The organism is Streptomyces rubellus (assembly GCF_036323805.1).
Classification (GTDB): Bacteria; Actinomycetota; Actinomycetes; order Streptomycetales; family Streptomycetaceae; genus Streptomyces.
Genome location: NZ_JAZDCX010000007.1, coordinates 121,414 through 144,695, shown reverse-complemented (window position 1 = coordinate 144,695; position 23,282 = coordinate 121,414). Strand labels below are relative to the sequence as shown.

The window sequence follows — 23,282 nt, the reverse complement described above, 5'->3', positions numbered from 1 at the left end:
CCCGTCCGCACCGCTACGATCTCCGGTCATGTCCCCCGGCCGCCGCCCGTTCACCGTTCTTGCCGTCCTGGCAGTCCTGGCACTCGTACTGACCGTCTGTCTGGCGGGCTGGTCGGCGTGGCGGTCGGTACGGCAGGAACAGCAGGAGGGCTCCGCGCGGGTGCCCGGCGCACCCGCCCCGGGCACCGCGGAGGCCTCACCGCCGACGGCGCCCACGGCCCGCCCCTCGGAATCAGGGGAGCCGGACGGGAACGGCGGGAACGGCGGGGCGTTGCGGGGCACGGTGGTGGTGATCGATCCCGGGCACAATCCCGGCAACCGCGAGCACACCCGCGAGATCGCCCGCCGGGTGGACATCGGCACGGGCCGCAAGGAGTGCGACACCACCGGCACGGCCACCGACTCCGGTTACGCGGAGGCGGCCTTCACCCTCGACGTCTCGCGCCGGGCCCGGGACATCCTGGCGGAGCGGGGCGCCAGGGTGGTGCTCACCCACGACGGTGACCGCCCGTACGGGCCGTGCATCGACGAACGCGCCGCGCGGGGCAACGCCGTGGACGCCGACGCCGCGGTCTCCGTGCACGCCGACGGTTCCGGGGACGGCAACCGGGGCTTCCATGTCATCGTCCCGGCCCGGGTGCAGAAGGGCGACGCCGACACCACGGGGATCACCGGCCCGTCCCGGCTGCTGGGCGAGGAACTGGTCGACGCCTTCGCGGCGGCCACCGGCACCGGCCCCGCCGGCTATCTGGGGCCCGCCGTGGCCGAGACCGGTCTGGTCACCCGCGGCGACCTGGGCGGCCTCAACCTCTCCCGGGTGCCCAAGGTGTTCCTGGAGTGCGGCAACATGCGCGATCCGCGCGACTCCCGGCTGGTGACCGACCCGTCCTGGCGGCAGCGCGCGGCCGAGGGCCTGGCCGACGGTGTCACGGCCTTCCTGCGCGGCTCGGGGAGCCGCCCGCACGCCGGAACGGACAACGCGGACCCGCCGGACCCGGCCGGGCGTCCTTCCGTACGATAGGGCCCGCCCCCGTGCTGACCAGACCATGACGAGACCGACTAAGGACCTCACGTGAACATCCGCTCGCTCACCCGAAGCGATGGTGCGGTAATCGGAGCAGCGGTGCTGCTGTTCATCGCCTCGTTCTTCGCCTTCTTCAAGGCCTCGGAGAACTGCTCCGAGAACTGCACGGTCAACAGCTGGGAGCCGGCGCTCTTTCCGCTGCTGCCGACCGTGACCCTCGCCGCGCTGATCGCCGCCGGGCTGCTCGTCGCCGGACGGGTGCTGCCCGGCGACCGCAAGGTGGCCGGGCTCGGCCTCGAACAGTGGGGCACCGCGCTGGCCGTGTTCACGGGCTGGGCGGCACTGTGGTCGATGTTCTCCACCGTCCTGCCGGACCCGGAGGACGCGAACCTCAACCGGAACCTGGAACTGGGGGTCGGCGCCTGGCTGACGCTCATCGGGGGGCTGCTCATGGCGGCGTTCGCCATCCTGGGCAACACCGTCCCCGCGCTGAAGGCCCCGCTGCTGCCGGCGCCCTCCCCGCAGGCCCCGAACCCCTACGGCACGGGTCCGCAGCCGGGCGGCTACGGCTACCCGGGCGGTCCCCAGCCGGGCGGCTACGGCTATCCCGGCGGTCCGCAGCCCGGCCAGCCGATGCAGCCCGGTCAGCAGGGACAGCCGGTCGGTCACCAGCCGTACGGCGGCCAGCCCGCACAGCAGCAGCAGCCGGCTCCCGGTCCGGCGGCCGGCGCCCCGGCCGACCCGGGCTTCCAGCCCTTCTGGTTCGCCGTGCCGGTGGCCCGGCCGCTGTACAGCGAGGACGGTTCGCACAGCCAGATCGCCGAACTGGCGCCGGGCACCTGGTACCTGGCGGTGGAACAGCGCGGCCAGGCGCTGGTCGCCCAGACCCAGGACGGCCGCCGCGGCGTCCTGCAGGACACCTCGGGCATCCAGCGCGGCTGACCGGCCGGTCCCGCCGCGGCAGCGCTCCGCCGGTCCCGCCCGACTCGGCGGATTCCAGGGGGCGTCGCAGCACGGGTGATCAGCCTGCTGTGGCCAGGGGCTCGCGAGACGCCCGGCCGGGGAGACCCGGCCGGGCGTCTCGCGTGGTCCGGGCCGGGGTGCCGCGACGACCGGCGCGGCGGGGGATCCGGGCGGAAGGGCCGCCGCACCGGGGGCACCTCCCGCACCGTCTCAGCTCGGGCGTCCCAACAGGCCCCCGTCCCGGACGGATCGGGTTTGCGCGCGTACGGAGCGGCAATCCGGAGCACATGGCCACTACTGTCCGACGCAGCGGAGGCAGTACGGCCGCCTTGGTGATCCGGGTCGTCGCGGACATCATGGCGGCCATCATCGGCCTCTGGATCCTGCTCTACGTGCTGGACGCCAACCCGGGCAACGACCTGGTCGTGTTCGTCCACGACGCCGCCCGCTGGCTGGCGGGCTGGTCGTACGACCTGTTCGACCTGGAGCCCGGCTGGTTCCAGGTGCTGATCAACTACGGCATCGCGGCCGTGGTCTACCTGTTCATCGGTCATCTGCTGGCAGCCCGGGTCCGCCGCTACTGACGGGCGGTCACCGGGCGCCGCTCCGGCCTGCCGTGGGGAAAGCGGGACGCGGTTCAGCAGCAGTCCGGCTCGAGTCCCACCGGCAGCCGCTCCCCGCCGAAGACCGCCACCGTGGCCTCGTCGCCGCCCAGCGCGGCGACGGCCAGCAGCAGCGAGCCCGCCGTCCAGGCGGTCAGCTCCTCGGGCCAGAAGGCGTCGTCCGCGAAGACGTAGCCGGTCCAGTACATGCCGTCCGCGTTGCGCAGGTGCTGCATCCACCGCAGGATCTCCAGCGCCCGGTCGGACTCGCCCATCACCCACAGGGCGAGGGCGAGTTCGGCGCTCTCGCCGCCGGTCACCCAGGGGTTGGGCAGTACGCAGCGCACCCCCAGGCCGGGGACGACGAAGCGGTCCCAGCCGGACTCGATCCGCTCCTTGGCCTCGGGCCCGGTCAGCACTCCGCCGAGGACCGGGTAGTACCAGTCCATCGAGTAGCGGCTCTTGTCCAGGAAGCGCTCGGGATGGCGGCGTACCGCGTGGCCCAGCCGGCCCAGCGCCAGCTCCCAGGCGGGCTGCGGCTCCTCGCGGTGCCCGGCCAGGGCCAGCGCGCAGCGCAGCGCCTGGTGGACGGAGGAGCAGCCGGTCAGCAGGGCGTCGGGGGAGGCGGTGCCGTCGGCGTCCCGCTTCCAGCCGATCTGGCCGCCGGGCTGCTGGAGGTCCAGGACGAAGCCGATCGCCGCGACGACCACCGGCCACATCCGCTCCACGAAGGCCTCGTCGCCCGTGGCGAGGTAGTGGTGCCACACCCCGACGGCGACGTACGCGCAGAAGTTGCTCTCCCGGCCCGGGTCGGTGGGACGCGCGGCATCGCCGTCGGCGTAGGCGGCGTACCAGGAGCCGTCCGGGTTCTGGTGCTCGGCCAGCCAGCGGTAGGCGGCCTCGGCGCGTCCGTGTTCGCCGGCCGTGTCCAGCGCCATGGCGGCCTCGACGTGGTCCCAGGGGTCGAGGTGGTGGCCGCGGAACCACGGGATCGCGCCGTCGGGGCGCTGGACGGCGGCGATGCCCGCGACGGTCCGCGCGGCCTGCTCGGCGGTGAGCACGCCCGGCAGGACGAGCCGCTCGGTGCGGTCCGGGCTCGTCACGCCCGCTCCGTACCGGTCTCCGGGGCGGCCCGCCCGCCGGGGACCGGAGCGGCCGGCAGGTGCGGCTTGGTGGCGTACGCCACGAAGCTCTTGCCCATGACGGGATCGAGCGCCCGTTCGGCGAGCCGGGTGACCAGGGGTTTCCTCATGATGTCCCAGACCAGCAGCTTGTGGTACGCGCGCACCGGCAACGCGGCCTCGTCCCCGTCCCGGTTCACCCCGAAGGCGCACTTGAGCCACCAGTACGGGGAGTGCAGGGCGTGGGCGTGGTGTGTCCCGTACGGTTCCAGGCCCACCTCGCGGATCCTCGCCAGCAGTTCGTCGGCGCGGTAGATGCGGATGTGGCCGCCCTCGACCTCGTGGTACGCGTCGGACAGCGTCCAGCAGACCTTCTCCGGGCCGTAGCGCGGCACGGTCACCGCGATCCGGCCGCCGGGGCGCAGCACCCGCACCAGCTCGGCCAGGACGCCCTTGTCGTCGGGGATGTGCTCCATCACCTCGGAGACGATCACCGCGTCGAAGCTGTCGTCCTCGAAGGGCAGCGCGAGGGCGTCGCCCTCCAGCGCGGTGGCCTCGGCGCCCGCCGGCGCCTCACCGGCCTCCCGCATGGCGGCGAACCACTTGGCGACCTCGCGGATCTCCTCGCCGTTGCGGTCCAGCGCGACCACGCGCGCGCCGCGCCGGTAGCACTCGAAGGCGTGGCGGCCGGCGCCGCACCCCAGGTCCAGGACCCGGTCGCCGGGGGCGAGCGGGAAGCGGGAGAAGTCCACGGTCAGCACTGAACTGGTCTGCCTTCCTCGGTGATGTGCGGGAGGGAACCGGTGCCGTGGCCGGGAGGGTCCGCCGGCCCGCGGCCTTCCCCCGGGTCCGGCGGCCCGGGACGTTTCCGGGCGCGGGGGCGGCCGTCCGTCCGGTCCCCCGTCGTCCGGCGGGGCGGTCCCGGCCGGACGGCGAGGGCCTCCCGGCGCGCCTTGCCGGTCACGGCGCTAGCCGACGGCGGGAGCGCGGCGGGCCGCCGCGCTCCCGTTCTCGTCGTGTCCGGCCCGCCCGGCCGCCCTCTCGATCGCGGTGCGGTAGTGCTCCACCGTGCCGCGGGCGGCCTGCTCCCAGGTGAAGCGGCGCAGCACCCGCTCCCGTCCGGCCGCGCCCAGCCGCGCCCGCAGGGCCGTGTCGCCCAGCAGGCGCCCCAGCGCGGCGGCCAGCGCCCCGGCGTCGGCCGGGGGCACGGCCAGACAGGTCTCGCCGTCGGGGCCGGCGACCTCGGGGATGGCGCCCCCGGTGGTGGCGACCAGCGGGGTGCCGGTGGCCATGGCCTCGGCGGCGGGCAGCGAGAAGCCCTCGTAGAGGGAGGGGACGCAGGCGACCTGGGCGCCGCGCACCAGGTCGGCCAGCTCGCGGTCGCTTATGCCCTTGACGAACTCGACCGCGCCGCCGAGCCCGTAGCGCTCCAGGGCGTCGGCCACCGGGCCCTTCCCGGGCCGTCCGCCCACCACGACCAGATGCGCGTCCGGGTGCTCGGTGCGGACCTTGGCCAGTGCCTCCACCAGGTGGACCAGCCCCTTGAGGGGGACGTCCGCGCTGGAGGTGGTGACGATGCGGCCGGGGATCTCCGGGACGGCCGGGTCGGGGGAGAACAGCCGGGTGTCGGCGCCGATGTGCACGACGTGGACGCGCTCGGGACGCACTCCGAGGTGCTCGGTGATCTCCCGGCGGGAGGAGCCGGAGACGGTCAGGATCCGCGGCAGCCGCCGGGCGACCCGCTTCTGCATCCGGGTGAAGCCGTACCAGCGGCGCACCGAGGCCCGTTTCCGCCAGTCCGCGGCGGCGGCCAGCTCCAGCCGCCGGTCCACGGTGATGGGGTGGTGGACGGTGGTGACCAGGGGGAGGCCGAGCCGTTCCAGGCCCAGCAGCCCGTAGCCGAGGGTCTGGTTGTCGTGGACGACGTCGAAGTCGCCGCGCCGGGCGGCCAGCAGGCGGCGGGCGCGCAGCGAGAAGGTCAGCGGCTCGGGGAAGCCGCCGGTCCGCATGGTGGCGACCTCCAGCACGTCGATCCAGTCGCGGTACTCCCCCAGCCGCGGGGTGCGGAAGGGGTCGGGCTGGCGGTAGAGGTCGAGGCTGGGGAGCCTGGTGAGGGCGGCCTCTCCCGCCCAGTCCTCCGCACCGTCCGCCCCGGGGGCGTCGAGGACGGGGTAGGGCTGGGCGCCGACCACCTCGACGCGGTGGCCGAGCCGGGCCAGTTCCCGCGACAGGTGCCGTACGTAGACGCCCTGGCCGCCGCAGAACGGGTTCCCCTTGTAGGTGAGCAGTGCGATCCGCAGCGGTCGGCCGCCGTCGGCGGCCGTGCCCGCCAGGGGACCGGGCGCGGCGTCCCTGGTGGCCTCTGCCGTCACTCACGGCCCCCTTCTGCGAAGATCTCGCGGCGAACTTCCGCGGGAGCGTAACCGCTCGCGTTAATCTGGAACAAGTTTCAAGGATGGCCCGGCCGCGTCCCGTTCGCATTCCGGTCGCACCCGGTCCGGCGGCCCGTACGGCCCCGACCCGCAAGATTACCGGCCGGTAGGGAGTCTGGGCCGGGCGGCCCGGGTGATTCCCACCACGGCACCGCCCCGCGCCCGGCCCGTGCGGCCGGAGGGGACGGACGGGCCCCCGGCAGGCAGGACGGACGGGAAGATGGCAGAACGGCCGGCGGCACGCCCCCTCGCGCACTCCCCCGCCACCCCGCGGCGCACCGAGCGCCAGGAGGCGCGCCGCCGCCGCATCCTGGACGCCACCGCGGCCCTGGCCCGGCGCGGCGGCTTCGAGGCGGTGCAGATGCGGGAGGTCGCCGAGGCGTCCGGCGTCGCCCTCGGCACGCTCTACCGCCACTTCCCCTCCAAGATCCATCTGCTGGTCGCCACCATGCACGACCAGTTGGAGCGGCTCCACCGGACGCTGCACCGGCACCCGCCGCGGGAACCGGAGCCCTCGGCCCGGGTCGCCGGCACGCTGCTGCGCGCCTTCCGCGCCCTTCAGCGGGAGCCGCGACTGGCGGAGGCCATGGTGCGCGCGTTCACGTTCGCGGACCGTTCGGCCGGGGCGGAGGTCGACGCGGTCTCCCGGCTCACCACGGCCATCATCCTGGACGCCCTGGGAACGCGGGGCGGCCCGGAGGAGTCCGGGGCGGAACGGCTTCCGGCGGTCCGGGTGATCGAGCACACCTGGCACTCGGCACTGATCGGCTGGCTTTCCGGGCGGGCCTCGGGCGAACAGGTACGCAGTGATATCGAAACGGCGTGCCGGTTGATCGACATAACGGTGCGCGGCGGCGCACGCCGATAATTCGCACAGGCCGGATGTACGCCCCCGAACAGCTTCCAGTGCTCTCGAATACTCGCCGGTACTGGCCGAAAGTCTGCGTTATCAGGGGACCGTTGCAGGTATCTGTTGACGGGTGTTCGACAAACGTCGCCCGGACAGGGCACTGGAGGAGCCGACCGTGATTCAGGTACTGCTGGTGCACCACTTCAGCCTGTTGAGATCCGGCCTGGCAGCGTTACTCAACAAGGCACCCGACATGGAGGTCAGGGACATCCCCTGGTCGAACGCCCCCGGTCGACTCCGGTCCCTGCGGGCGGACGTGTGCGTCGTCGACCTGGACGGCCCGGAGGGCCCGGAGGGACCGGAGGGGGGCAGCCTCGCCGAGCTGTGTCGGCATATGCCAAAGGCAGATTGCGGCCTATTGGTTCTGGCCACCCCGGGAAGACCCGGGGTGCTGCGCCGCGCCTATGACGCCCATGCCCTCGGTTTCGTGAACAAGGACGCCACTCCGCGGAAATTAGTGGAGGGCATCCGGAATGTGGCCGCCAGCCGCCGCTATGTGGACGAATCCCTGGCCCATGATCTGCTGCGCGCGGCGGACATGCCGCTCACCGCACGGGAGTTGAGCGTGCTGTCCCTGGCCGCCAGAGGCGCGACGGTCTCCGAGATAGCCGGCCGGCTGCACCTGTCGTGCGGGACCATACGCAACTACATGTCCGCCATCACGCGGAAGACCGGGGCGCGCAACCGCGTCGACGCCATAAGGATCTCCCAGGGCGCGGGCTGGGTGTAGCGGGGGACACCCACCACGCGGAGGTCCGGCGGCGCGGGCGCGGCATCAGACCGGTGCGGCACCGCCGCCGGACAGCGGGACCGCGGGCGGCGGCCCGGACCGGGCACGGCCTTCCGGCAGGTCCCGCCCACAGCCGCGGCCACCGTCACGTCCGGCGTCGCGTCCGGCGTGCCACCGGCCGACGAGGTCGCGGTAGAGGGCGGAGCCCGCCAGCAGTTCCCGGTGACTCCCGGCGGTGGCCCGGGCGCCGTCCATCACCAGCACCCGGTCGGCCCGGTGCGCCGAGCTGATCCGGTGGGCGATCACCACCACGGTGCCGGGCCTGGCGGCGAACGCCCGCTCGGCCCGGGCCTCGGCCACCGGGTCCAGATGGCAGGTGGCCTCGTCCAGCAGCACCAGCGGGGCCGGCGACAGATGGGCCCGGCCGAGGGCGACGAGCTGCCGCTCCCCCTGGGAGAGCGCCGCCGGGTCGATCACCGCGTCCAGTCCGCCCAGCCGGTCCACCAGCGGTCCGAGCCCGACCGCGGCCACCGAGGCGGCCACGGCCTCCCCGGACACCTCCGGCTCCGGCGGGCACAGGTAGCACAGGTTGTCGCGGAGGGTGCCCGTGAAGACGTACGCCTGCTGCGGTATCAGCACCCGCCGCCGCGCCAGCTCCCCGGCCTCCAGACCGCGCAGCCGCCGGGCCGGCTCGCCGTCCACCAGCACCTCGCCCCCGTCCGGCGCGAGCAGGCCCGCGACGAGGGCGGCCAGCGTGGACTTGCCGATGCCGCTGGGACCCACGACCACCAGGTGCTCGCCGGGCTCGACCACCAGGTCGACATCGCGGAGCACCGGCTGGGCGCCGGGGCCGTAGGCGAAGGTGACCGAGCGCAGCTCCACCCGGGAGCCGGACTCCCGGCGGGCGGCGGGAACGGGCGCGGGCGGGGGCGCCTTCCCGGCCGCGGGCTCTGCGGCGTCTCCGGCGTCTCCGGCGTCTCCGGGACCGACCAGCCGGTCCAGGATCACCAGCAGCCGGGTGCCCGCGGTGCCCAGGGCGCTCATCAGGGTGTGCAGGGCGGGCAGCAGCGACTGGGTCAGATAGGTCAGCGCGCCCAGCAGCGCGCCCGCCGTGACTCCCCGGTCCAGCAGCCACGGGGAGGCGACCAGCAGCAGGACGACCGGCAGCTGCCCGGCCACCCCCAGCGCCAGGGTGCGGGCCGCGGCCCAGCGGGCGAGCGAGCGGGCGGCGCCGACCTCGGTGTCGACCAGCCCGTCCGCCTCCGCGGCCGTACGCCGCTCGGCGCCGCACGCCACCACGTCCCGCAGTCCGGCGGCGACGGCCCCGTACCGGGTGGCCAGCGCCTCGTCGGCGGTGAGGAAGTCCCGCTGCCGGGCCGCCATCGGCACCAGGGTGGCGGTGAACAGCAGCAGGCCCAGCACCAGCGGCGGCACCACGACCACCAGCAGCAGCGGGGCGAGGGAGGCCAGTCCGGCCAGCGCCCCGGCGGCGGTGAAGACGAAGGAGCGCAGCACCAGCACCAGTCCCGCGAAGCTGTCCCGGGCCAGTTCGGTCTGGTGGGTGAGGCGGGAGACGGCCGAGCTGTCCGCCCGGGCCGGGTCCGCCGCCGCCTCGCGCAGGGCGCGGGTCACCACCCGGCGCAGCAGCCCGTCCCGCAGCGGTTCGACGAGGTCGGCCAGGGCGCGGAAGACCCCCCGGGTGGCCAGCCCGCCGGCGAAGGTCGCCACGGCGGCCACGGCCAGCCAGAGCAGCCCGGTGCCGGTCCGGCCGGCCAGGAAGCCGCGGTCCAGGGACTGGGCCACCCCGTAGCCGAACAGGAAGGTCTGCGCGGACTCCAGCAGCGACCAGGCGCCCAGCAGCGCCAGCACCCGTTTCCTGCCGCGCAGGAAACGGACCGCGTGCGGGGTCAGCCGGCGGGCCGGGCCCGGTTCGGTGCGGCTCACCGGGCTCCCTCCCCGGCCGCCACCGTGCCGGACGCGGTGTCCGCCGTATCAGCCGTGTCCGCCGTATCAGGGGTGTCCGGTTCCGGTCCGCCGTCCGAGTCCGCGTCCGCGGCGGCGAACTCCCCGGCGGCGAACACCGCCCGGTACTCGGGGATCTCCCACAGCGCCTCGTGCGGGCCCACGGCCCGCACCCGGCCGTCCGCCAGCCAGGCCACCAGATCGGCGCGGGCCGCGGAGGAGACCCGGTGCGCGACGAGCAGCCGGGTGCCCGCCCGCACCTCGCGGGTCAGCGCCCGGCCGACCTGGAGCTCGGTGACGCTGTCCAGGCTGGAGGTGGCGTCGTCCAGGATCAGCAGCCGGCCCGCGTGGGCGAACGCCCGGGCCAGGCCGAGGCGCTGGAACTCGCCGCCCGACAGCGGCGCTTCCGCCAGCGCGGTGCCGTATCCGGCGGGCAGCCGGCTCACGAAGACGTCCGCGCTGGCCGCCTTCGCGGCCCGTGCCACGGCGCGGTCGTCCACCTCGCGCGGGCCGAAGCCGATGGCCTCGCCGACGGTCGCGCCGAACAGCGCGGGCCGCTCGAAGGCGTAGCCGACCTCCCGGCGCAGCACCCCGGGGTCGAGGCCGGTCAGCGGGACCCCGTCCAGCAGCACCTCGCCCTCGTCGGGATCGGCCAGCCGCCCGGCGAGCGCGGCCAGGGTGGACTTGCCCGACCCGGAGGCGCCCACCACGGCCAGTGTGGTGCCGCCCGGGACGGTCAGGTCCACGTCCCGCAGCACCGTCCGCCCGCCGCGCACGGCGGTGACGCCGCGCAGTTCCAGCCGTCCGGTGCCGTCCGGCGGCAACGACCGGCCGCCGTGCTCCACCGGGGGCACCGCCAGCAGTTCGGTGGCGCGGCGGGCGGCGGCGCGGCTGCGCACCAGGGCGCTGAGCTGGGTGGTGATGCCGCCGATCCCGGCGGCCAGGGACGCGTAGCGGGACGCGGCCAGCAGTTCGCCGACGCTCACCGCCCCGGCGGCCAGCCGGACGCCGCCCACCGCCAGGACGGCGGCCGTCAGCAGGGGCACCAGTACGCCGCTGCCGACGACGGCCCGTCCGTACACCTGCCACATCCGCCGTCCCTGGCCGCTCAGTTCGGGCAGCGGAGCCAGGACGCGGGCGCGTTCGCGCCCGGCGGTGCCGGCCGCGGCCACCGTACGGGCGCCCGCGAGCGCCTCGACCAGCCGGGCCGCGATCCGGCCCTGGACGCGCTGGTAGCGCGAGACGCTCTCGGAGGAGCTGCGGGCGAAGGCGCGCAGCAGCAGGACCAGCAGGGGCACGCCCGCGCAGAAGGCCGCGGCCAGCCAGGGGTCGATGAGCAGCAGGGCCACCAGGGCGCCGAGCGGGGTGACCAGGGCGGCGAACGCGCCGGCGGCGGTGGCGGGGGCGTGGCCGGCCTCGGCGGCGTTGCCCGCCAGCCGGGTCACCAGGTCGCCGGGGGTGAAGCGGGCCGCCCGGTGGGGGCCCACGGACAGCAGATGGCCCAGGCCGCGGCGGCGCAGCCAGGCGGTGGAGCGGGCGCCGGTGACCCCGGTGAGGTAGGCGGTCGCCGCGTCGCACAGCACCTCGGCGGCGACCAGCAGCGCGCACAGCGCCAGCCAGCGGGGCAGAGCGGCGGCCCGGTCCGGGTCGCCGCCGGAGTCCAGCGCCAGGTCGAGGGTGCGGCCGAGTACGGCGGGCAGGGCGATGGCCGCCGCCGCGGAGGCACAGCTCAGCAGGAAGATCGCCGTGGTGCGGCCAGCGCTGTGGCGGAGCGCGCCCAGCAGGAGGCGGTCGGCGTCCCGGCCGGTGTGTGCCGGCGGGCTCCCGGGCCGGTCCTCGGGCGGGCCGCTGTGCGGGGGCCGCTCCGGCGCGCCGCCGGTTCCGCGGTCGGTGGGCTGGGTTGCCATGGGCGGTGGGTCCTCGCCTCCGGAAGCGGCGCGGTGCTGCCGCGCCCGCAGGGTACGGGGGGCCGGGCAGGGGGTAACCTCCGGATACGGCGACGCGGCCCCGGGCGTTGTGACCGCCCGGGACCGCGCGCTACCGTCTCACGGTCGCGGTGTCGTCACCGCGTGCCCCGAGAGGTCAGTCGCAGGTGGTGACGCTCAGGGAGCTGTCGCCGCACAGCAGCAGGCTGGCGCGGCTGCCGCCACCGGTGAACTCGTCCTCGGCGGGGGTCTCCATGGTCTGCAGGTCGAGAAGGTTCATTTTTCTTTCCTTTCATTCCGTGGGGACGGGATTTTCTTTCACGGCCCCCCTCGCGGAGGGCCGGCTCTGGGGCCGCCGAAGCGGCGGGAGGAAGGGCAGCCGCGCGGGCGTGTCGTGCAGCGCGGCGCCCAGGGCGAGCAGGCATCCGGCGGTCCCGGTCGCCAGGTCCATCGACAGACGCATCATCTGCTCGCCGGGGAAGGCCAGTTGTCCTCGGTAGGGAACGGCCCCCCAGGTCATCGAGTCGATCTGGCGGCGCAGGTCGGCGTCCTGGGTGCCGGGGCCCCCGACCGTGGTGCGGGCCAGGTGCAGGACCATGCCGGCCGCGCCGCGGAACAGGGCGGGCTGGGCGTAGAACTTCGCCTGGGCGGCCCTGACGATGTCGCGCCGCGCCTGTTCGAACCGCTCGTCGGTGCGGTGGGCGGCGTAGTCGTCCAGCACCATGCCGATGCCGACGCTGCCGGCGCCCAGGTAGGGCATGGTGCGCCAGCCCTCGTCCACCTGGAGTCCGCCGCCGATGCCCGTGACGCAGCAGTCCAGGTCGCGGCGGAGCGCGTCGGCGGCGAGGTCCAGCAGTGCGCTGTCTCCGGTGCGCTCGTACAGCCGCAGGAAGAGCAGGGCCTGGCCGGCCGAGCCGTACAGCAGTCCGGCGCGGGGGGAGCCCTTGGTGACGGGCAGTTTCCGCGGTCCGCTCCGTTCGGCCTTGTCGGCGACGAGCCGGGCGCAGCGCAGGGCCGCGTCGTGCAGGGCGCTCTCGCCGGTGGCGGCGGCCAGGGAGTCCAGGGCCAGGCCGATGCCGGCCAGGCCGCTGTGCAGGTCGGGGGCGATGTCGGCCCAGGGCTGGCCGACGACCGTCTCGGCGAGTTTCAGGGCGCGGTCGGGGTGCCCGAACCGCTCCAGGGCCCAGGCGACGCCGGACAGCCCGTCGTAGAAGCCCAGCGGGGTGCCGGAGGCCGGCTGCTCGGTCTGCCGCAGCAGCCACTCCTCGGCCTCCGCGGGCCGCTCGGCACCGGTCTCGGACAGTGTGTAGAGCACGCCGGCCGCGCCGTGGGCGAGGCAGACGCCGCCGCCGGGGGCGAACTGGGCGATGTCGCCGGGGAACAGCCGGTCGGTGCGCTCGGGGGTGGCCGAGGCGAGCACGGCGCGGACCATCGAGTCGCGGCTGCGCGGCCAGTCGGCGGGGTGCACGGGCAGATAGCCCTTCCCGGGGCCGCCCCCGGCGGCGCCCGCCGTCCCCTCCTGGACCGCTTCCCCGGCCGTACCGCCCGGACCGGTCGCGACGGACTCCGGGCCCGGCCACCCCCGGGTTATCTCCTCGACGGCCTCGTCGAGGAACTCGCGCGGTACCGGGAACTCCCGGGCCGCGATCCGGGCCAGATGCGCGGCCTTGCCCCGGTCCACCGCGAACAGGCTGGTGAGCGGGAGGAAGAGGGCGATGCGCAGACAGGCCAGCGCGTAGCGGTCGACGTCGAAGCCCCTGCGGTCGGCCGGGGCGACGAAGCCGGGGTTGGCGACGGTCTGGCGGCGGCCCTCGTCGATGTGGGCGGCGGCCTCGAAGTCCAGCAGCACCACCGAGGACTCGTCCTCGGCGACCATGATGTTGAACAGGTGCAGGTCGTTGAAGACGATGCCGCGCCCGTGGATGGCCTCGACGGCCTCCTCCACCAGCCGGTGCACACGCAGCGCCCAGCCGGTGTACTCGGCGAGCCGCTCGGGTCCCGGATCGGCCTCGATCAGCGGGTGGCGGCGGGCGAAGAAGCCGTTGAGCGGCTTGCCCTCGATGTACTGGAGCACCAGGAACCAGTGGTCGCCCAGGCTGAACCAGTCGCGCACCTCGGGGGTGCAGGGAAGTCCGGAGAGCTGCTCCAGGACCTCCTTCTCGCGCCGCAGCCGGGTCACCGCGTCGGCTCCGTCGGCGGCCAGGCCGGCGTGCGGGCGGCCCTCCTTGAGGACGACCTTCTCGCCGGTGCGGGTGTCGGTGCCGACGTAGACGCCGCCGCCGTTGGAGAAGTGCAGGGCCTTCTCGATGCGGTACGGGATGGAACCGATCTTCGTGGCGTTGCGCGCCGCCAGATGCGGCTTGAGGAAGTCGGGCAGGGTGATCCAGCCCGGTACGTGGAAGGACGGCTCCCGGCGGTCGGGCACCAGCCGGCCCTCGGCGTCCTCGACGGCGGGCCGCAGCTCGCCGTCCGCGTCGTAGCAGTGCCGCTCGGTGAAGCTGCCGTAGCGCAGGTACACCGGGCCGTTCCCCCAGCGCAGGTCGCTGAGGATGTACGGGCCGGGCTCGCCGGCCAGCAGCTCGGCCAGGTCCTCGGCGATGGTGCGGCACTGCTCGTCGTCGGCCGGGTAGACCGTGACGAACTTCCCGCTGCCGGCCCGCTCGGCGTACTTGGCGTTGCGGTTGTGCAGCAGGTAGCGGCTGGGCACGAACTTGAAGGCGATGCCGCGGGGCACGCAGTAGTCCCAGACCTTCTCCGCGATCCGCCCGGCGTTGTCCAGGCAGGCGGAGACGTGGATCTTCCAGCCCTGGTAGGGGAGCTTCGCGTCCAGCGGGCGGAAGGCCAGCCAGTCACCGGAGCGGTGGCTCTGCCAGCCGGCGGGGACGGGGCGGCGGGCGGCCTCGTAGCCGCCGGTGCGGCCGCTGTCGTCGGAGATGCGGTGAGGGGCGTCGTAGAACTGACGGTCCGCGTCGCAGAAGACGGCGTACCCCTTGCTCATCTCATCCCCTTCGTCCGTCTCGTCCGGTCGGCTGGTCCGGTCGGTCCGTCCGGCTGCACCGGCGGCGACTGGTTCCGACTCTTCCACGGGGCCGGGGGGCGGAACAGTCACAGCTGTCACGAGTCGGCTGTGAAGAACTCACGGGTAACCGGGGTCGGGGAGAAGGGAGCCGACGCCGGGGCCGCCGGAACGGCGCCGGCCCGCACCGCCGTGCGGCGGTGCGGGCCGGCCGGGGCACAGGCGGGGTCACCTGCCCGTTTGCAGGGCTTCCCAGGTGCGGGAGCCGACGACGCCGTCGGTGACCAGCCCGCGGCCGCGCTGGTAGTCGCGGACGGCTGCCTCGGTGAGCGGCCCGAAGGCGCCGTCGATGTCCACGGTGCGGCCGAGGGCGGCGGTCAGCGCGCGCTGGAGCCGCTCGACGGCCGGGCCGGAGGCACCCTGCCGCAGGGCGGGCGTGGTACCGGCCGACAGCAGGGCCGTCCAGGTGCGGGAGCCGACGACGCCGTCGGCGGCCAGCCCGCGGTTGTCCTGGAAGGCACGCACGGCGGCGGCGGTGACGGGGCCGAAGACGCCGTCCACCTCTCCCGCGTCGAAGCCGTGGTCGTTCAGGAGCTGCTGGGCGGCCCGCACCTGTTCGCCGGTGGAGCCGGACCGCAGGGTGTCGTAGGAGCGGAAGCTCAGCCGGACGGGGGCGGCGGCGCCGTCGTCGCGGACCAGCCGCATGTAGCGGTTCCAGTCCCAGTTGGGCCCGGGGTCGGTGTGGGTGTTGCCGGGCACCTCGTGGTGGCCGACGATGTGGGTCCGGTCCCGGGGGATGTCGTAACGGTCCGTCAGATGGCGGGTGAGCGCGGCCGAGGAGCGGTACATCGCGTCGGTGAACCACGCCGGGTCGTCGACGTAGCCCTCGTGCTCGATGCCGATGGAGTAGGGGTTGCCCGACCGGGCGTGCCAGGCGGTGTCGCGGTCGCGGACCGTCTGGGTGACCTCGCCGTCGGAGGAGCGGACCACGTAGTGGGCGCTGACCTCCGCCGCGGGGTCCTGGAACCAGGAGATGGTCCCGGCGTACGTGCCCTGGGTGACGTGGACGACCACATGGGTGATCGGCGCCGAGCGGCCGGCGGCGTAGTTGTCCGGGTGGGCCGCCGCCCAGCGCGCGGGCGGGTAGTCGGCGCTGAGGAGGGCGGTGGTGTCGGGGGTGTTCGGGGTGCGCGAGGCGCGCGGGGTGTCCGCCGGGCGGGCGCCGGGGGGCGCGGGGTCGGCGGCCGAGCGGACCGCCGCGTAGCGGCCCCGCTCGGGCTCGGTCTCCCGCGGCCCCACGGTGACCCGTTCGCCCTCCGGGGTGAGCGCGCTGAAGCCCGCGGAGAGGAACTCGTAGACGGTGTCGGCGTACAGCCGGGCCGTGCCGGGATCGGAGGCGCCGCCGTAGCGGGCCACCGCCGGGTACCAGGCGTCCGCGTCGCGGCGTTCGGCGACGTCCAGGTCCAGTTCGTCGGCGTAGGAGCGCAGTACGGCGGCGGCGCCGCGGACGTTGGCCGCGGTGTCCTCGCGCAGTTCGGCCTCGGGTTCGCCGGTCAGTGCGGCGGCCTCCGCCAGGGTGCGGTGCGCGGGGTTGTCGGTCAGGTGCATCACCCCGTAGCCGTTCGCGTGGCTGGGCTCGCCGCGGTGGCCGTCGAGACGGGTCTCCCCGTAGCCGACCGCGACCAGCAGGTCCCGTGGGACCTGGTACTCCTCGGCGGCGCGGTCGAAGGCCCGGCCCACCGGGGCGCGCGGGGCCGGGTCGGCGGGATCCGCCGGAGCGGCGCCCGCCGGGGGTGCCGCGGCGAGCAGCGCCGCGGTGGCCAGCGCGGCGAGGGCGGGCGCTCCCGGGCGCCGCCGGGCCGTGGGACGTCTGGGCATTCTTCCTCCGGTGGGCATGTGCGTGGGGGTGAGCAGTGGCTGCTCGCTCACGCCCGTGGTCGGCAGGAACTTCTATCCGCGAGACATGATCACGTCAAGAAAGCGCGGGGAGTTTCCGCTTGTTTTCACTCACCTGCCACAGGAATTCCGCACCAGGACCGGAAAACTCTGGCCGAAAACCGACTCATTTCCTGTCCGTCCGCCGCCACCTGCGCATACACCTCCGCGGCACGGCCGTCCGCACACCGGTCGGACCCGGCGTCGGAGGGTGCCGCACCGGCACCGCGGACGTCAATGAACCACCTGTGAATTTCCGGGAATTCGCCGCCCGGACCGCCGGACAGAAGGGAACGGAAGCGGCGTTGTGCGCGCCGATCCGCATTTCGGCCGCCTTCCGGCCACCGGTCCGGACATCCGCGGACGCGCCCTCGCGGACAGGCCACCCGGCCCCCGGCCCGGGACGCGACCGGGCGCGTTCCGGGTGTGATCCCGCTCCCAGCCGCCGGGGAACCGGGCGGCCGCCCGTTAGAGTGACCCGACGAACGTCATGTGCCCGAACGGGGGAAGCCGGTGCGAATCCGGCGCTGACCCGCAACCGTGAGCACGGCGGACATCCCGTCCCGCCGTACGAGCCGGAGCACCCGCCCGGGCACGAGCAGGCTCCCGGAGCCGCCGGACGCATCCGCCACGGGGTGGAGGCGGCGGCCCCGGTCCGGCACCGTCGAGGAATGCGGAGCCGAGCCCGGTGTGCCCCGTGCGGCGAGCGCGGCCGGCTTCCGTGCCCGGTTGCGTCCGGCCTGTCGCCCACGAGAAAGGCACCACACCGCCATGCCACTGTCCCTGCGCCGCACCGCCGCGGCCCTGGCCGTCCCCGCCGCGCTCTGCGTGGCGGCCGCCGGGGTCCCGGCAGCAGCCGCCGACGAGTCGCCGTCCGCGTCGGCCCCGGCGCAGCCGGACCCGCCGGCCGCGCTGTACGGGAAGGGCGACCCGCAGTACGACGGTGTGTGGCGCCAGTCCGTCGCCCTGCTGGCCCAGGACACGGCCGGGGTGAAGCCTGCCGCGAAGGCGGTGGAGTGGCTGGCCGGGCAGCAGTGCGAGGACGGTTCCTTCGCCTCCTACCGTCCCGACCCCGCCGAGCCGTGCACGGCCGGGACCACCGCCGACACCAACGCCACGGCCGTCGCCGTGCAGGCGCTGGCCGCGCTCGGCGGCCACGAGGAGCGGGTGACCAGGGCGGTGGAGTGGCTGCGGCTGGTCCAGAACGACGACGGCGGCTGGGGCTACAACCCCGGCGGCGCCAGCGACGCCAACTCCGTCTCGGTGGTGATCGGTGCCCTGGTGGCGGCGGACGAGGATCCGGCGAAGGTGCTCTCGGCCGGGGAGCGCAACTCGCCCTACGACGCCCTGCTGGGCTTCCGGCTCGGCTGCGAGGAGGCGGAGCCGGACGAGCGCGGCGCCTTCGCCTTCCAGCCCGAGGACGGCCGGCTGTACGCCAACGACGACGCCACCGCCGCCGCCGTCCTGGCCGCGCTGGGCGGGGACCTGACCGTCGAGCCGGACGGCGACGGGAGCGGGGCCGGTGCCGAGCCTCCGGACTGCGGCGCGGACGGTGCGGACGGCACGCCCACCCCGGCCGAGGCCGCCGCGGGCGGCGCCGCCTATCTGGAGAGGGTGCTGACACGGAACGGCGGCCATCTGCTGTCCGCCATGCCCGGTGCCGAGGAGCAGCCGGACTACGGCAACACCGCCGACGCCGTACTCGCCCTGGCCGCGGCCGGCCGCCACGACACGGCGGAGAAGTCCCTGGCCTGGCTGGCGGAGAACGCCCCGCGGTGGGACAAGTTCGGCGACAGCCCGGCCGCCCTGGGCCAGTTGGTGCTGGCCGCCCATGCCACCGGCGGCGACCCGCGCGACTTCGGCGGCACCGACCTGGTCGAGCTCCTGAACGCCACCGGTCCGGCCCCGGCGGAGGACGGCGCGGCCGAGGGCGGCGGGAAGGACGACGGGAAGGGCACGAGGGGTGACGGCGGGGACGGGGACGGCAGCGGCGTCCCGGTCGCCGCGGCGGCGGGTTTCGCGGTCCTGGTCGCCGTCGTGGCGCTGCTGGTGAGCGCACGCAACCGGAGGCGGTCGAAGTGACCGCGCCGCGCCGCACACTGCCCGGCGCCGTCCTGCTGTGCGCGCTGCTCGCCGCCGTCCTGGCGGCGGCCGGCGCGGCGCCCGCGCACGCCGCGGGGTACCGCTACTGGTCCTTCTGGGAGCACGACGGACGGCAGTGGACGTACGCCACCCAGGGCCCGGGCACGCTCCGGCCCGTCGACGGCGAGGTACTGGGCTTCCGGTTCGCCGTCGGCGAGGACTCCGCCGACGTCGACCGGCCACGCGGCGAGTCCTCCTTCGCGGCGATCTGCGGGCGCGCCGACCCCGCGCCGGGCACCAAGCGGATCGCGCTGAGCGTCGACTTCGGCACCCCGGCCGACGCCCCCTCGGGCGAGACCCCGCCGAAGGGCCGTACCGCCTGCGCGCGCGTCCCCGCGGACGGCACCGCCGCCGACGCGCTGGCCGCCGTGCTGAGGCCGCTGCGGTACGACTCGGGGTCGCTGCTGTGCGCCATCGCGGGCTATCCGCGGACGGGCTGCGGCGAGCAGGTCGCAAACGACGCGCCGGTCAAGGGCGGGGAGGGCGCCGGCGGGCAGGAGGCCGCCGGGGGTGGCGAGGACTCCGGCGGTCCCGCCGCGGGGCTGGCCGCGGGTGCCGCCGCGGTGGCCGTCCTCGGTGCCGCCGCCGTCTGGCAGGCCCGCCGGCGCCGGTCATGACCGGCCGCCCGGCTCCCGTACGCCGCACCGCCGCGCTCGGTGCCACGTCCACCACTGTGTTCTCCGCCGTGTGCACCGCCCTGCGCGCCCCCCGGGCGGACCGGGCGGGCGCCCTGCACGCGGGCGCGTGGTGGCTGTGGGCGCTCGGGCTGGCCGCGGCCGCCTCCCGGACCACCAACCCGCTGCTGCTGGCGCTGCTGGTCGCCGTCACCGGATACGTCGTCGCCGCCCGCCGCACCGACGCCCCCTGGGCACGCGGCTACCACGCCTTCCTCAAGCTCGCGCTACTGGTGCTGGCCGTCCGGCTGGTGTTCGCCACCGTCCTGGGCTCCCCGATCCCCGGCAGCACCGTGCTGTTCGCCCTCCCCGAGGTGCCGCTGCCCGACTGGGCACAGGGGGTGCGGATCGGTGGCCGGGTGACGGCCGAGGGCCTGGCGTTCGCCCTGTACGACGCCCTGCGGCTGGCCACCCTGCTGGTGTGCCTGGGCGCCGCCAACGCCCTGGCCAGCCCCGCCCGGCTGCTGAAGTCGCTGCCCGCCGCGCTGTACGAGGCGGGGATGGCGGTGGTGGTGGCGATGACGTTCGCCCCCCAGCTGATCGCCGACGTCCGGCGGCTGCGCGCCGCCCGGCGGCTGCGCGGCCGGGACGACAGGGGGATCGGCGCGCTGCTGCGCATCGGCCTGCCGGTGCTGGAGGGCGCGCTGGAGCGGTCGGTGGCGCTGGCCGCCGCGATGGACGCGCGCGGCTACGGCCGTACCGCGCGGGTGCCGGCCGCCGTGCGCCGCACCACCGCCGTCCTCACCGTCGGGGGGCTGCTGGGCGTGTGCGCCGGTGTGTACGGGCTGCTGGCCGCCGAAGGCGGGGCGTACGGACTGCCGGTGCTGCTCGGCGGGCTGGCCGCCGCGCTCGGCGGACTGTGGCTGGGCGGACGCCGCTCGGTGCGCAGCCGGTACCGGCCCGACCGCTGGGGGACGCGCGCCTGGCTGGTGTCCGGCTCCGGCGCGGTGGTCGCCGCGGCCATGGTCTGGGCGGGCGCCGCCGATCCGGCGGCGCTGCACCCGCCGGTGGTCCCGCTGACCGCGCCGGAGCTGCCGCTGTGGCCCGCGGCCGCCGTGCTGGCCGGGCTGCTCCCGGCCCTCGTGGCGCCCGTGCCGCCGGGGCCCTCCGGCAGCACGCCCGCCGGCGCGTCCGGCAGGGCGTCCGGCGGCCGTACCGGCACCGCCGACACCGAGTCCCGAACCGACACCGGCGCCGCGGCCGGTCCCCGTCGCAGCGGGAAGCCGCCGCGGGCGGAGGAGGCGAGTTGCGCATGATCCGTTTCGACCAGGTCTCCGTCACCTACGAGGACGCCGCCGCGCCCGCCCTGCACGGGGTGGACCTCACCGTCGAGGAGGGCGAACTGGTGCTGCTCGTCGGCCCGTCCGGCAGCGGCAAGTCCACCTTGCTGGGGACCGTCTCCGGGCTGGTGCCGCACTTCACCGGCGGCACCCTGCACGGCCGGGTGACCGTGGCCGGGCGCGACACCCGGGAGCACCGGCCGCGTGAACTGGCCGACGTGGTCGGCACGGTCGGGCAGGACCCGCGGTCCCACTTCGTCACCGACACCGTCGAGGACGAACTCGCCTACGGCATGGAGTGCCTGGGCCTGCCCCCCGACACCATGCGCCGCCGGGTCGAGGAGACCCTGGACCTGCTGGGGCTGGCCGAACTGCGCGACCGCCCCGTCGCCACCCTCTCCGGCGGGCAGACGCAGCGGGTCGCCATCGGCTCGGTGCTCACCGCCCATCCCGGGGTGCTGGTGCTGGACGAGCCGACCTCCGCGCTCGACCCGGCCGCCGCCGAGGAGGTGCTGGCCGTGCTCCAGCGGCTGGTCCACGACCTGGGCACCACCGTGCTGCTGGCCGAGCACCGGCTGGAGCGCGTGGTGCAGTACGCGGACCGGGTGCTGCTGCTGCCGGGGGCGGGCGCCGCGCCCGTGCTCGGCGAGCCGGCCGAGGTGATGGCGCTCTCCCCGGTCCACCCGCCGGTCGTCGCCCTGGGGCGGCTGGCCGGCTGGTCCCCGCTGCCGCTGTCGGTGCGGGACGCGCGCCGGCGGGCGGCCGGGCTGCGGGAGCGGCTGGCGCCGCTCGCCCCGCCCGGTGCCGCCGCCCCCGCGGTGTCCGGCACGGCCGCCGCGCGGGGCGGGCCGCTGGCCGAGGTCTCCTCGCTCGCCGTGCACCGGGGCCGGGTGCCGGCGCTGCGGAAGGTGGACCTGACGGTGCGGCCGGGCGAGACGGTCGCGCTGATGGGCCGCAACGGCGCGGGCAAGTCGACCCTGCTGGGCGCCCTGGTGGGGCTGTACGAACCGGCCCGCGGCCGGGTGCGGCTGAGTGGCGGCTCCGGGGGCTCGGACGGCTCCGGGGACTCCGGGGGCGGGGTGACACCGCACCGCACCAAGCCCTCCGAGCTGCTGCGCCACGCCGGGCTCGTCCCGCAGGACCCGCGCGACCTGCTGTACGCGGACACCGTCGCCGCCGAGTGCGCGGGCGCCGACCGGGACGCGGGCGCCGAACCGGGCACCTGCCGCGCCCTGGTGTCCGCCCTGCTGCCGGACGTGCCCGGCACCGCGCACCCGCGCGACCTGTCGGAGGGCCAGCGGCTCGCCCTCGCCCTGGCCGTCGTCCTGGCCGCCGCTCCGCCGCTGCTGCTCCTGGACGAGCCGACCCGCGGCCTGGACTACGCGGCCAAGGAGCGGCTGACCGGGATGCTGCGCGCCCTGGCGGCGGACGGCCACGCCGTCGTGCTGGCCACCCATGACGTCGAGCTGGCCGCCGAACTCGCCGACCGGGTGGTCGTCCTGGCCGACGGCGAGGTGGTGGCGGACGGCCCGGCGGCCGAGGTCGTCACCTCCTCCCCCGCCTTCGCCCCGCAGACCGCCAAGATCCTCGCCCCGCAGCGCTGGCTCACGGTCGGACAGGTGCGGACGGCCCTGGGAGGGCCGGAAGGATCGCGGAAGACGGAGGCACGCCGATGAGCCGCCCCGGCCGGGCCTCCGGCCGCCGGGTGCGGGCCGTACGGCTCGGGCCGCGTTCCGCCGTGACCCTCCTGCTCGTGTCGGCCGTCGGCGTCGCCGCCTTCGGGTGGCCGCTGCTGGCCGACTCCGCCTCCGGGCTGGCCCACTCCCGCGACGCGCCCTGGCTGTTCGCGGCCCTGCTGCCGCTGCTGCTGGGCGTGGTGGTGGCGGCCGTCTCCGACAGCGACGACGGCACCGGCACCGGGCTGGGCGCCAAGGCCGTCGCGATGCTGGGGGTGCTGGCCGCCGCGGGTGCCGCGCTGCGGCCACTGGGGGCCGGTACGGCGGGGCTTGAGCCGATGTTCTTCCTGATGGTCCTCTCCGGACGGGTCCTGGGACCGGGGTTCGGTTTCGTGCTGGGCGCCGTGTCGATGTTCGCCTCCGCGCTGCTGACCGGCGGGGTCGGACCGTGGCTGCCGTTCCAGATGCTGTCGATGGGCTGGGTGGCGATGGGCGCGGGCCTGCTGCCGGGCCCTCACCGGCTGCGCGGCCGCGGCGAGTCGGTGATGCTGGCCGGGTACGGGGCCGCCGCCTCGGTGCTGTACGGCACGGTGATGAACCTCCAGGGCTGGCCGTACATCGCCGGGCTGGGCACCGGGGTCTCCTTCGTGCCCGGCGATCCGGTCGGGGAGAACCTGGCGCGGTTCGCCGCCTACGTGCTGGCCACCTCGATGGGCTGGGACCTCTCCCGCGCGCTGCTGACGGTGGTGCTCACCCTCACCCTGGGCCCCGCGGTGCTGCGGGCGCTGCGACGGGCCACCCGGCGGGCGGCGTTCGACGCCCCGGTGTCCTTCACCAGCGCTTCGTTTGCCGGGAACAGGGACGGCAATCCGGACAGATGACAGCCCGTA

Annotated in this window: 18 protein-coding genes and 1 riboswitch; of the genes, 10 read left to right on the top strand and 8 right to left on the bottom strand. The window is 75.7% G+C overall.

Annotated features, from left to right (window positions below; genetic code table 11):
* Positions 1–28: 28 nt before the first annotated feature.
* From V1L54_RS10550 to V1L54_RS10540, 3 genes are all read left to right on the top strand, one after another.
* The gene (locus V1L54_RS10550; RefSeq protein ID WP_330117661.1) at positions 29–1,021 is read left to right on the top strand and encodes an N-acetylmuramoyl-L-alanine amidase; all 993 of its coding nucleotides are present in this window, start codon (positions 29–31) and stop codon (positions 1,019–1,021) included.
* 51 nt (positions 1,022–1,072) lie between these two features.
* Positions 1,073–1,966: a DUF5336 domain-containing protein gene (locus V1L54_RS10545; protein ID WP_330117660.1), complete on the top strand. Its 894-nt coding sequence runs from the start codon at positions 1,073–1,075 to the stop codon at positions 1,964–1,966.
* A 308-nt stretch (positions 1,967–2,274) separates the two neighbouring features.
* Complete coding sequence (locus tag V1L54_RS10540; protein ID WP_330117659.1) at positions 2,275–2,571, top strand: hypothetical protein; 297 nt, start codon at positions 2,275–2,277, stop codon at positions 2,569–2,571.
* Between the two features lie 53 nt (positions 2,572–2,624).
* Here V1L54_RS10540 and V1L54_RS10535 read toward each other — a convergent pair whose 3' ends face one another.
* The 3 genes from V1L54_RS10535 to V1L54_RS10525 form a co-directional block, all read right to left on the bottom strand.
* Entirely contained in the window at positions 2,625–3,692 is a 1,068-nt protein-coding gene (locus V1L54_RS10535) for a prenyltransferase (RefSeq protein WP_330117658.1), read from the bottom strand.
* Positions 3,689–4,471 (bottom strand): class I SAM-dependent methyltransferase, encoded by a 783-nt coding sequence (locus V1L54_RS10530; protein WP_330117657.1) that lies wholly within the window; start codon positions 4,469–4,471, stop codon positions 3,689–3,691. The genes V1L54_RS10535 and V1L54_RS10530 overlap by 4 nt, the downstream gene beginning before the upstream one ends.
* Positions 4,472–4,678: 207 nt before the next feature.
* A complete protein-coding gene (locus V1L54_RS10525; protein WP_330117656.1) occupies positions 4,679–6,082 on the bottom strand; it encodes a glycosyltransferase family 4 protein in 1,404 nt (467 codons plus the stop codon).
* 280 nt (positions 6,083–6,362) lie between these two features.
* Between V1L54_RS10525 and V1L54_RS10520 the strand changes: the two genes are divergently transcribed.
* Together V1L54_RS10520 and V1L54_RS10515 are read left to right on the top strand one after the other, a co-directional pair.
* Positions 6,363–7,010: a TetR/AcrR family transcriptional regulator gene (locus V1L54_RS10520; RefSeq protein ID WP_330117655.1), complete on the top strand. Its 648-nt coding sequence runs from the start codon at positions 6,363–6,365 to the stop codon at positions 7,008–7,010.
* 157 nt (positions 7,011–7,167) lie between these two features.
* A complete protein-coding gene (locus tag V1L54_RS10515) occupies positions 7,168–7,782 on the top strand; it encodes a LuxR C-terminal-related transcriptional regulator (RefSeq protein WP_330117654.1) in 615 nt (204 codons plus the stop codon).
* Between the two features lie 45 nt (positions 7,783–7,827).
* Here the strand turns inward: V1L54_RS10515 and V1L54_RS10510 are convergent, their stop codons facing one another.
* From V1L54_RS10510 to V1L54_RS10490, 5 genes are all read right to left on the bottom strand, one after another.
* A complete protein-coding gene (locus V1L54_RS10510; protein WP_330117653.1) occupies positions 7,828–9,726 on the bottom strand; it encodes an ATP-binding cassette domain-containing protein in 1,899 nt (632 codons plus the stop codon).
* Positions 9,723–11,651 (bottom strand): ABC transporter ATP-binding protein, encoded by a 1,929-nt coding sequence (locus tag V1L54_RS10505; protein WP_330117652.1) that lies wholly within the window; start codon positions 11,649–11,651, stop codon positions 9,723–9,725. Before V1L54_RS10505 ends, V1L54_RS10510 begins: the two co-directional genes overlap by 4 nt.
* A gap of 175 nt (positions 11,652–11,826) precedes the next feature.
* Entirely contained in the window at positions 11,827–11,949 is a 123-nt protein-coding gene (locus tag V1L54_RS10500) for a SapB/AmfS family lanthipeptide (RefSeq protein WP_330117651.1), read from the bottom strand.
* A gap of 12 nt (positions 11,950–11,961) precedes the next feature.
* Positions 11,962–14,667, bottom strand: coding sequence for a class III lanthionine synthetase LanKC (lanKC, locus tag V1L54_RS10495; RefSeq protein WP_330117650.1), 2,706 nt, complete (start codon positions 14,665–14,667; stop codon positions 11,962–11,964).
* Between the two features lie 246 nt (positions 14,668–14,913).
* Complete coding sequence (locus tag V1L54_RS10490; RefSeq protein ID WP_330117649.1) at positions 14,914–16,563, bottom strand: peptidoglycan recognition protein family protein; 1,650 nt, start codon at positions 16,561–16,563, stop codon at positions 14,914–14,916.
* A gap of 560 nt (positions 16,564–17,123) precedes the next feature.
* Positions 17,124–17,206: riboswitch (cobalamin riboswitch) on the top strand.
* Positions 17,207–17,397: 191 nt separating this feature from the next.
* On the opposite strand from V1L54_RS10490, the gene V1L54_RS10485 reads away from it, so the two are divergent.
* From V1L54_RS10485 to V1L54_RS10465, 5 genes are read left to right on the top strand one after another with little or no spacing between them, the layout of a single operon-like run.
* Entirely contained in the window at positions 17,398–18,702 is a 1,305-nt protein-coding gene (locus tag V1L54_RS10485; RefSeq protein ID WP_330117784.1) for an SCO2321 family membrane protein, read from the top strand.
* Complete coding sequence (locus V1L54_RS10480; protein ID WP_330117648.1) at positions 18,699–19,379, top strand: SCO2322 family protein; 681 nt, start codon at positions 18,699–18,701, stop codon at positions 19,377–19,379. Before V1L54_RS10485 ends, V1L54_RS10480 begins: the two co-directional genes overlap by 4 nt.
* Positions 19,376–20,692, top strand: a complete 1,317-nt coding sequence (locus V1L54_RS10475) for an energy-coupling factor transporter transmembrane component T (RefSeq protein ID WP_330117647.1) — start codon at positions 19,376–19,378, stop codon at positions 20,690–20,692. Before V1L54_RS10480 ends, V1L54_RS10475 begins: the two co-directional genes overlap by 4 nt.
* Positions 20,689–22,392 carry an ABC transporter ATP-binding protein gene (locus V1L54_RS10470; RefSeq protein ID WP_330117646.1) on the top strand — a complete coding sequence of 568 codons (1,704 nt, stop codon included), beginning with the start codon at positions 20,689–20,691 and terminating at the stop codon, positions 22,390–22,392. The genes V1L54_RS10475 and V1L54_RS10470 overlap by 4 nt, the downstream gene beginning before the upstream one ends.
* Complete coding sequence (locus V1L54_RS10465; RefSeq protein WP_330117645.1) at positions 22,389–23,273, top strand: ECF transporter S component; 885 nt, start codon at positions 22,389–22,391, stop codon at positions 23,271–23,273. Before V1L54_RS10470 ends, V1L54_RS10465 begins: the two co-directional genes overlap by 4 nt.
* Positions 23,274–23,282: the final 9 nt, after the last annotated feature.

Coding starts and splice junctions, on each gene's coding strand:
- V1L54_RS10550 (WP_330117661.1), top strand. CDS start 29: ATGTCCCCCGGCCGCCGCCCGTTCACCGTTCTTGCCGTCCTGGCAGTC.
- V1L54_RS10540 (WP_330117659.1), top strand. CDS start 2,275: ATGGCCACTACTGTCCGACGCAGCGGAGGCAGTACGGCCGCCTTGGTG.
- V1L54_RS10520 (WP_330117655.1), top strand. CDS start 6,363: ATGGCAGAACGGCCGGCGGCACGCCCCCTCGCGCACTCCCCCGCCACC.
- V1L54_RS10505 (WP_330117652.1), bottom strand. CDS start 11,651: ATGGCAACCCAGCCCACCGACCGCGGAACCGGCGGCGCGCCGGAGCGG.
- V1L54_RS10500 (WP_330117651.1), bottom strand. CDS start 11,949: ATGAACCTTCTCGACCTGCAGACCATGGAGACCCCCGCCGAGGACGAG.
- lanKC (WP_330117650.1), bottom strand. CDS start 14,667: ATGAGCAAGGGGTACGCCGTCTTCTGCGACGCGGACCGTCAGTTCTAC.
- V1L54_RS10490 (WP_330117649.1), bottom strand. CDS start 16,563: ATGCCCAGACGTCCCACGGCCCGGCGGCGCCCGGGAGCGCCCGCCCTC.
- V1L54_RS10475 (WP_330117647.1), top strand. CDS start 19,376: ATGACCGGCCGCCCGGCTCCCGTACGCCGCACCGCCGCGCTCGGTGCC.
- V1L54_RS10470 (WP_330117646.1), top strand. CDS start 20,689: ATGATCCGTTTCGACCAGGTCTCCGTCACCTACGAGGACGCCGCCGCG.
- V1L54_RS10465 (WP_330117645.1), top strand. CDS start 22,389: ATGAGCCGCCCCGGCCGGGCCTCCGGCCGCCGGGTGCGGGCCGTACGG.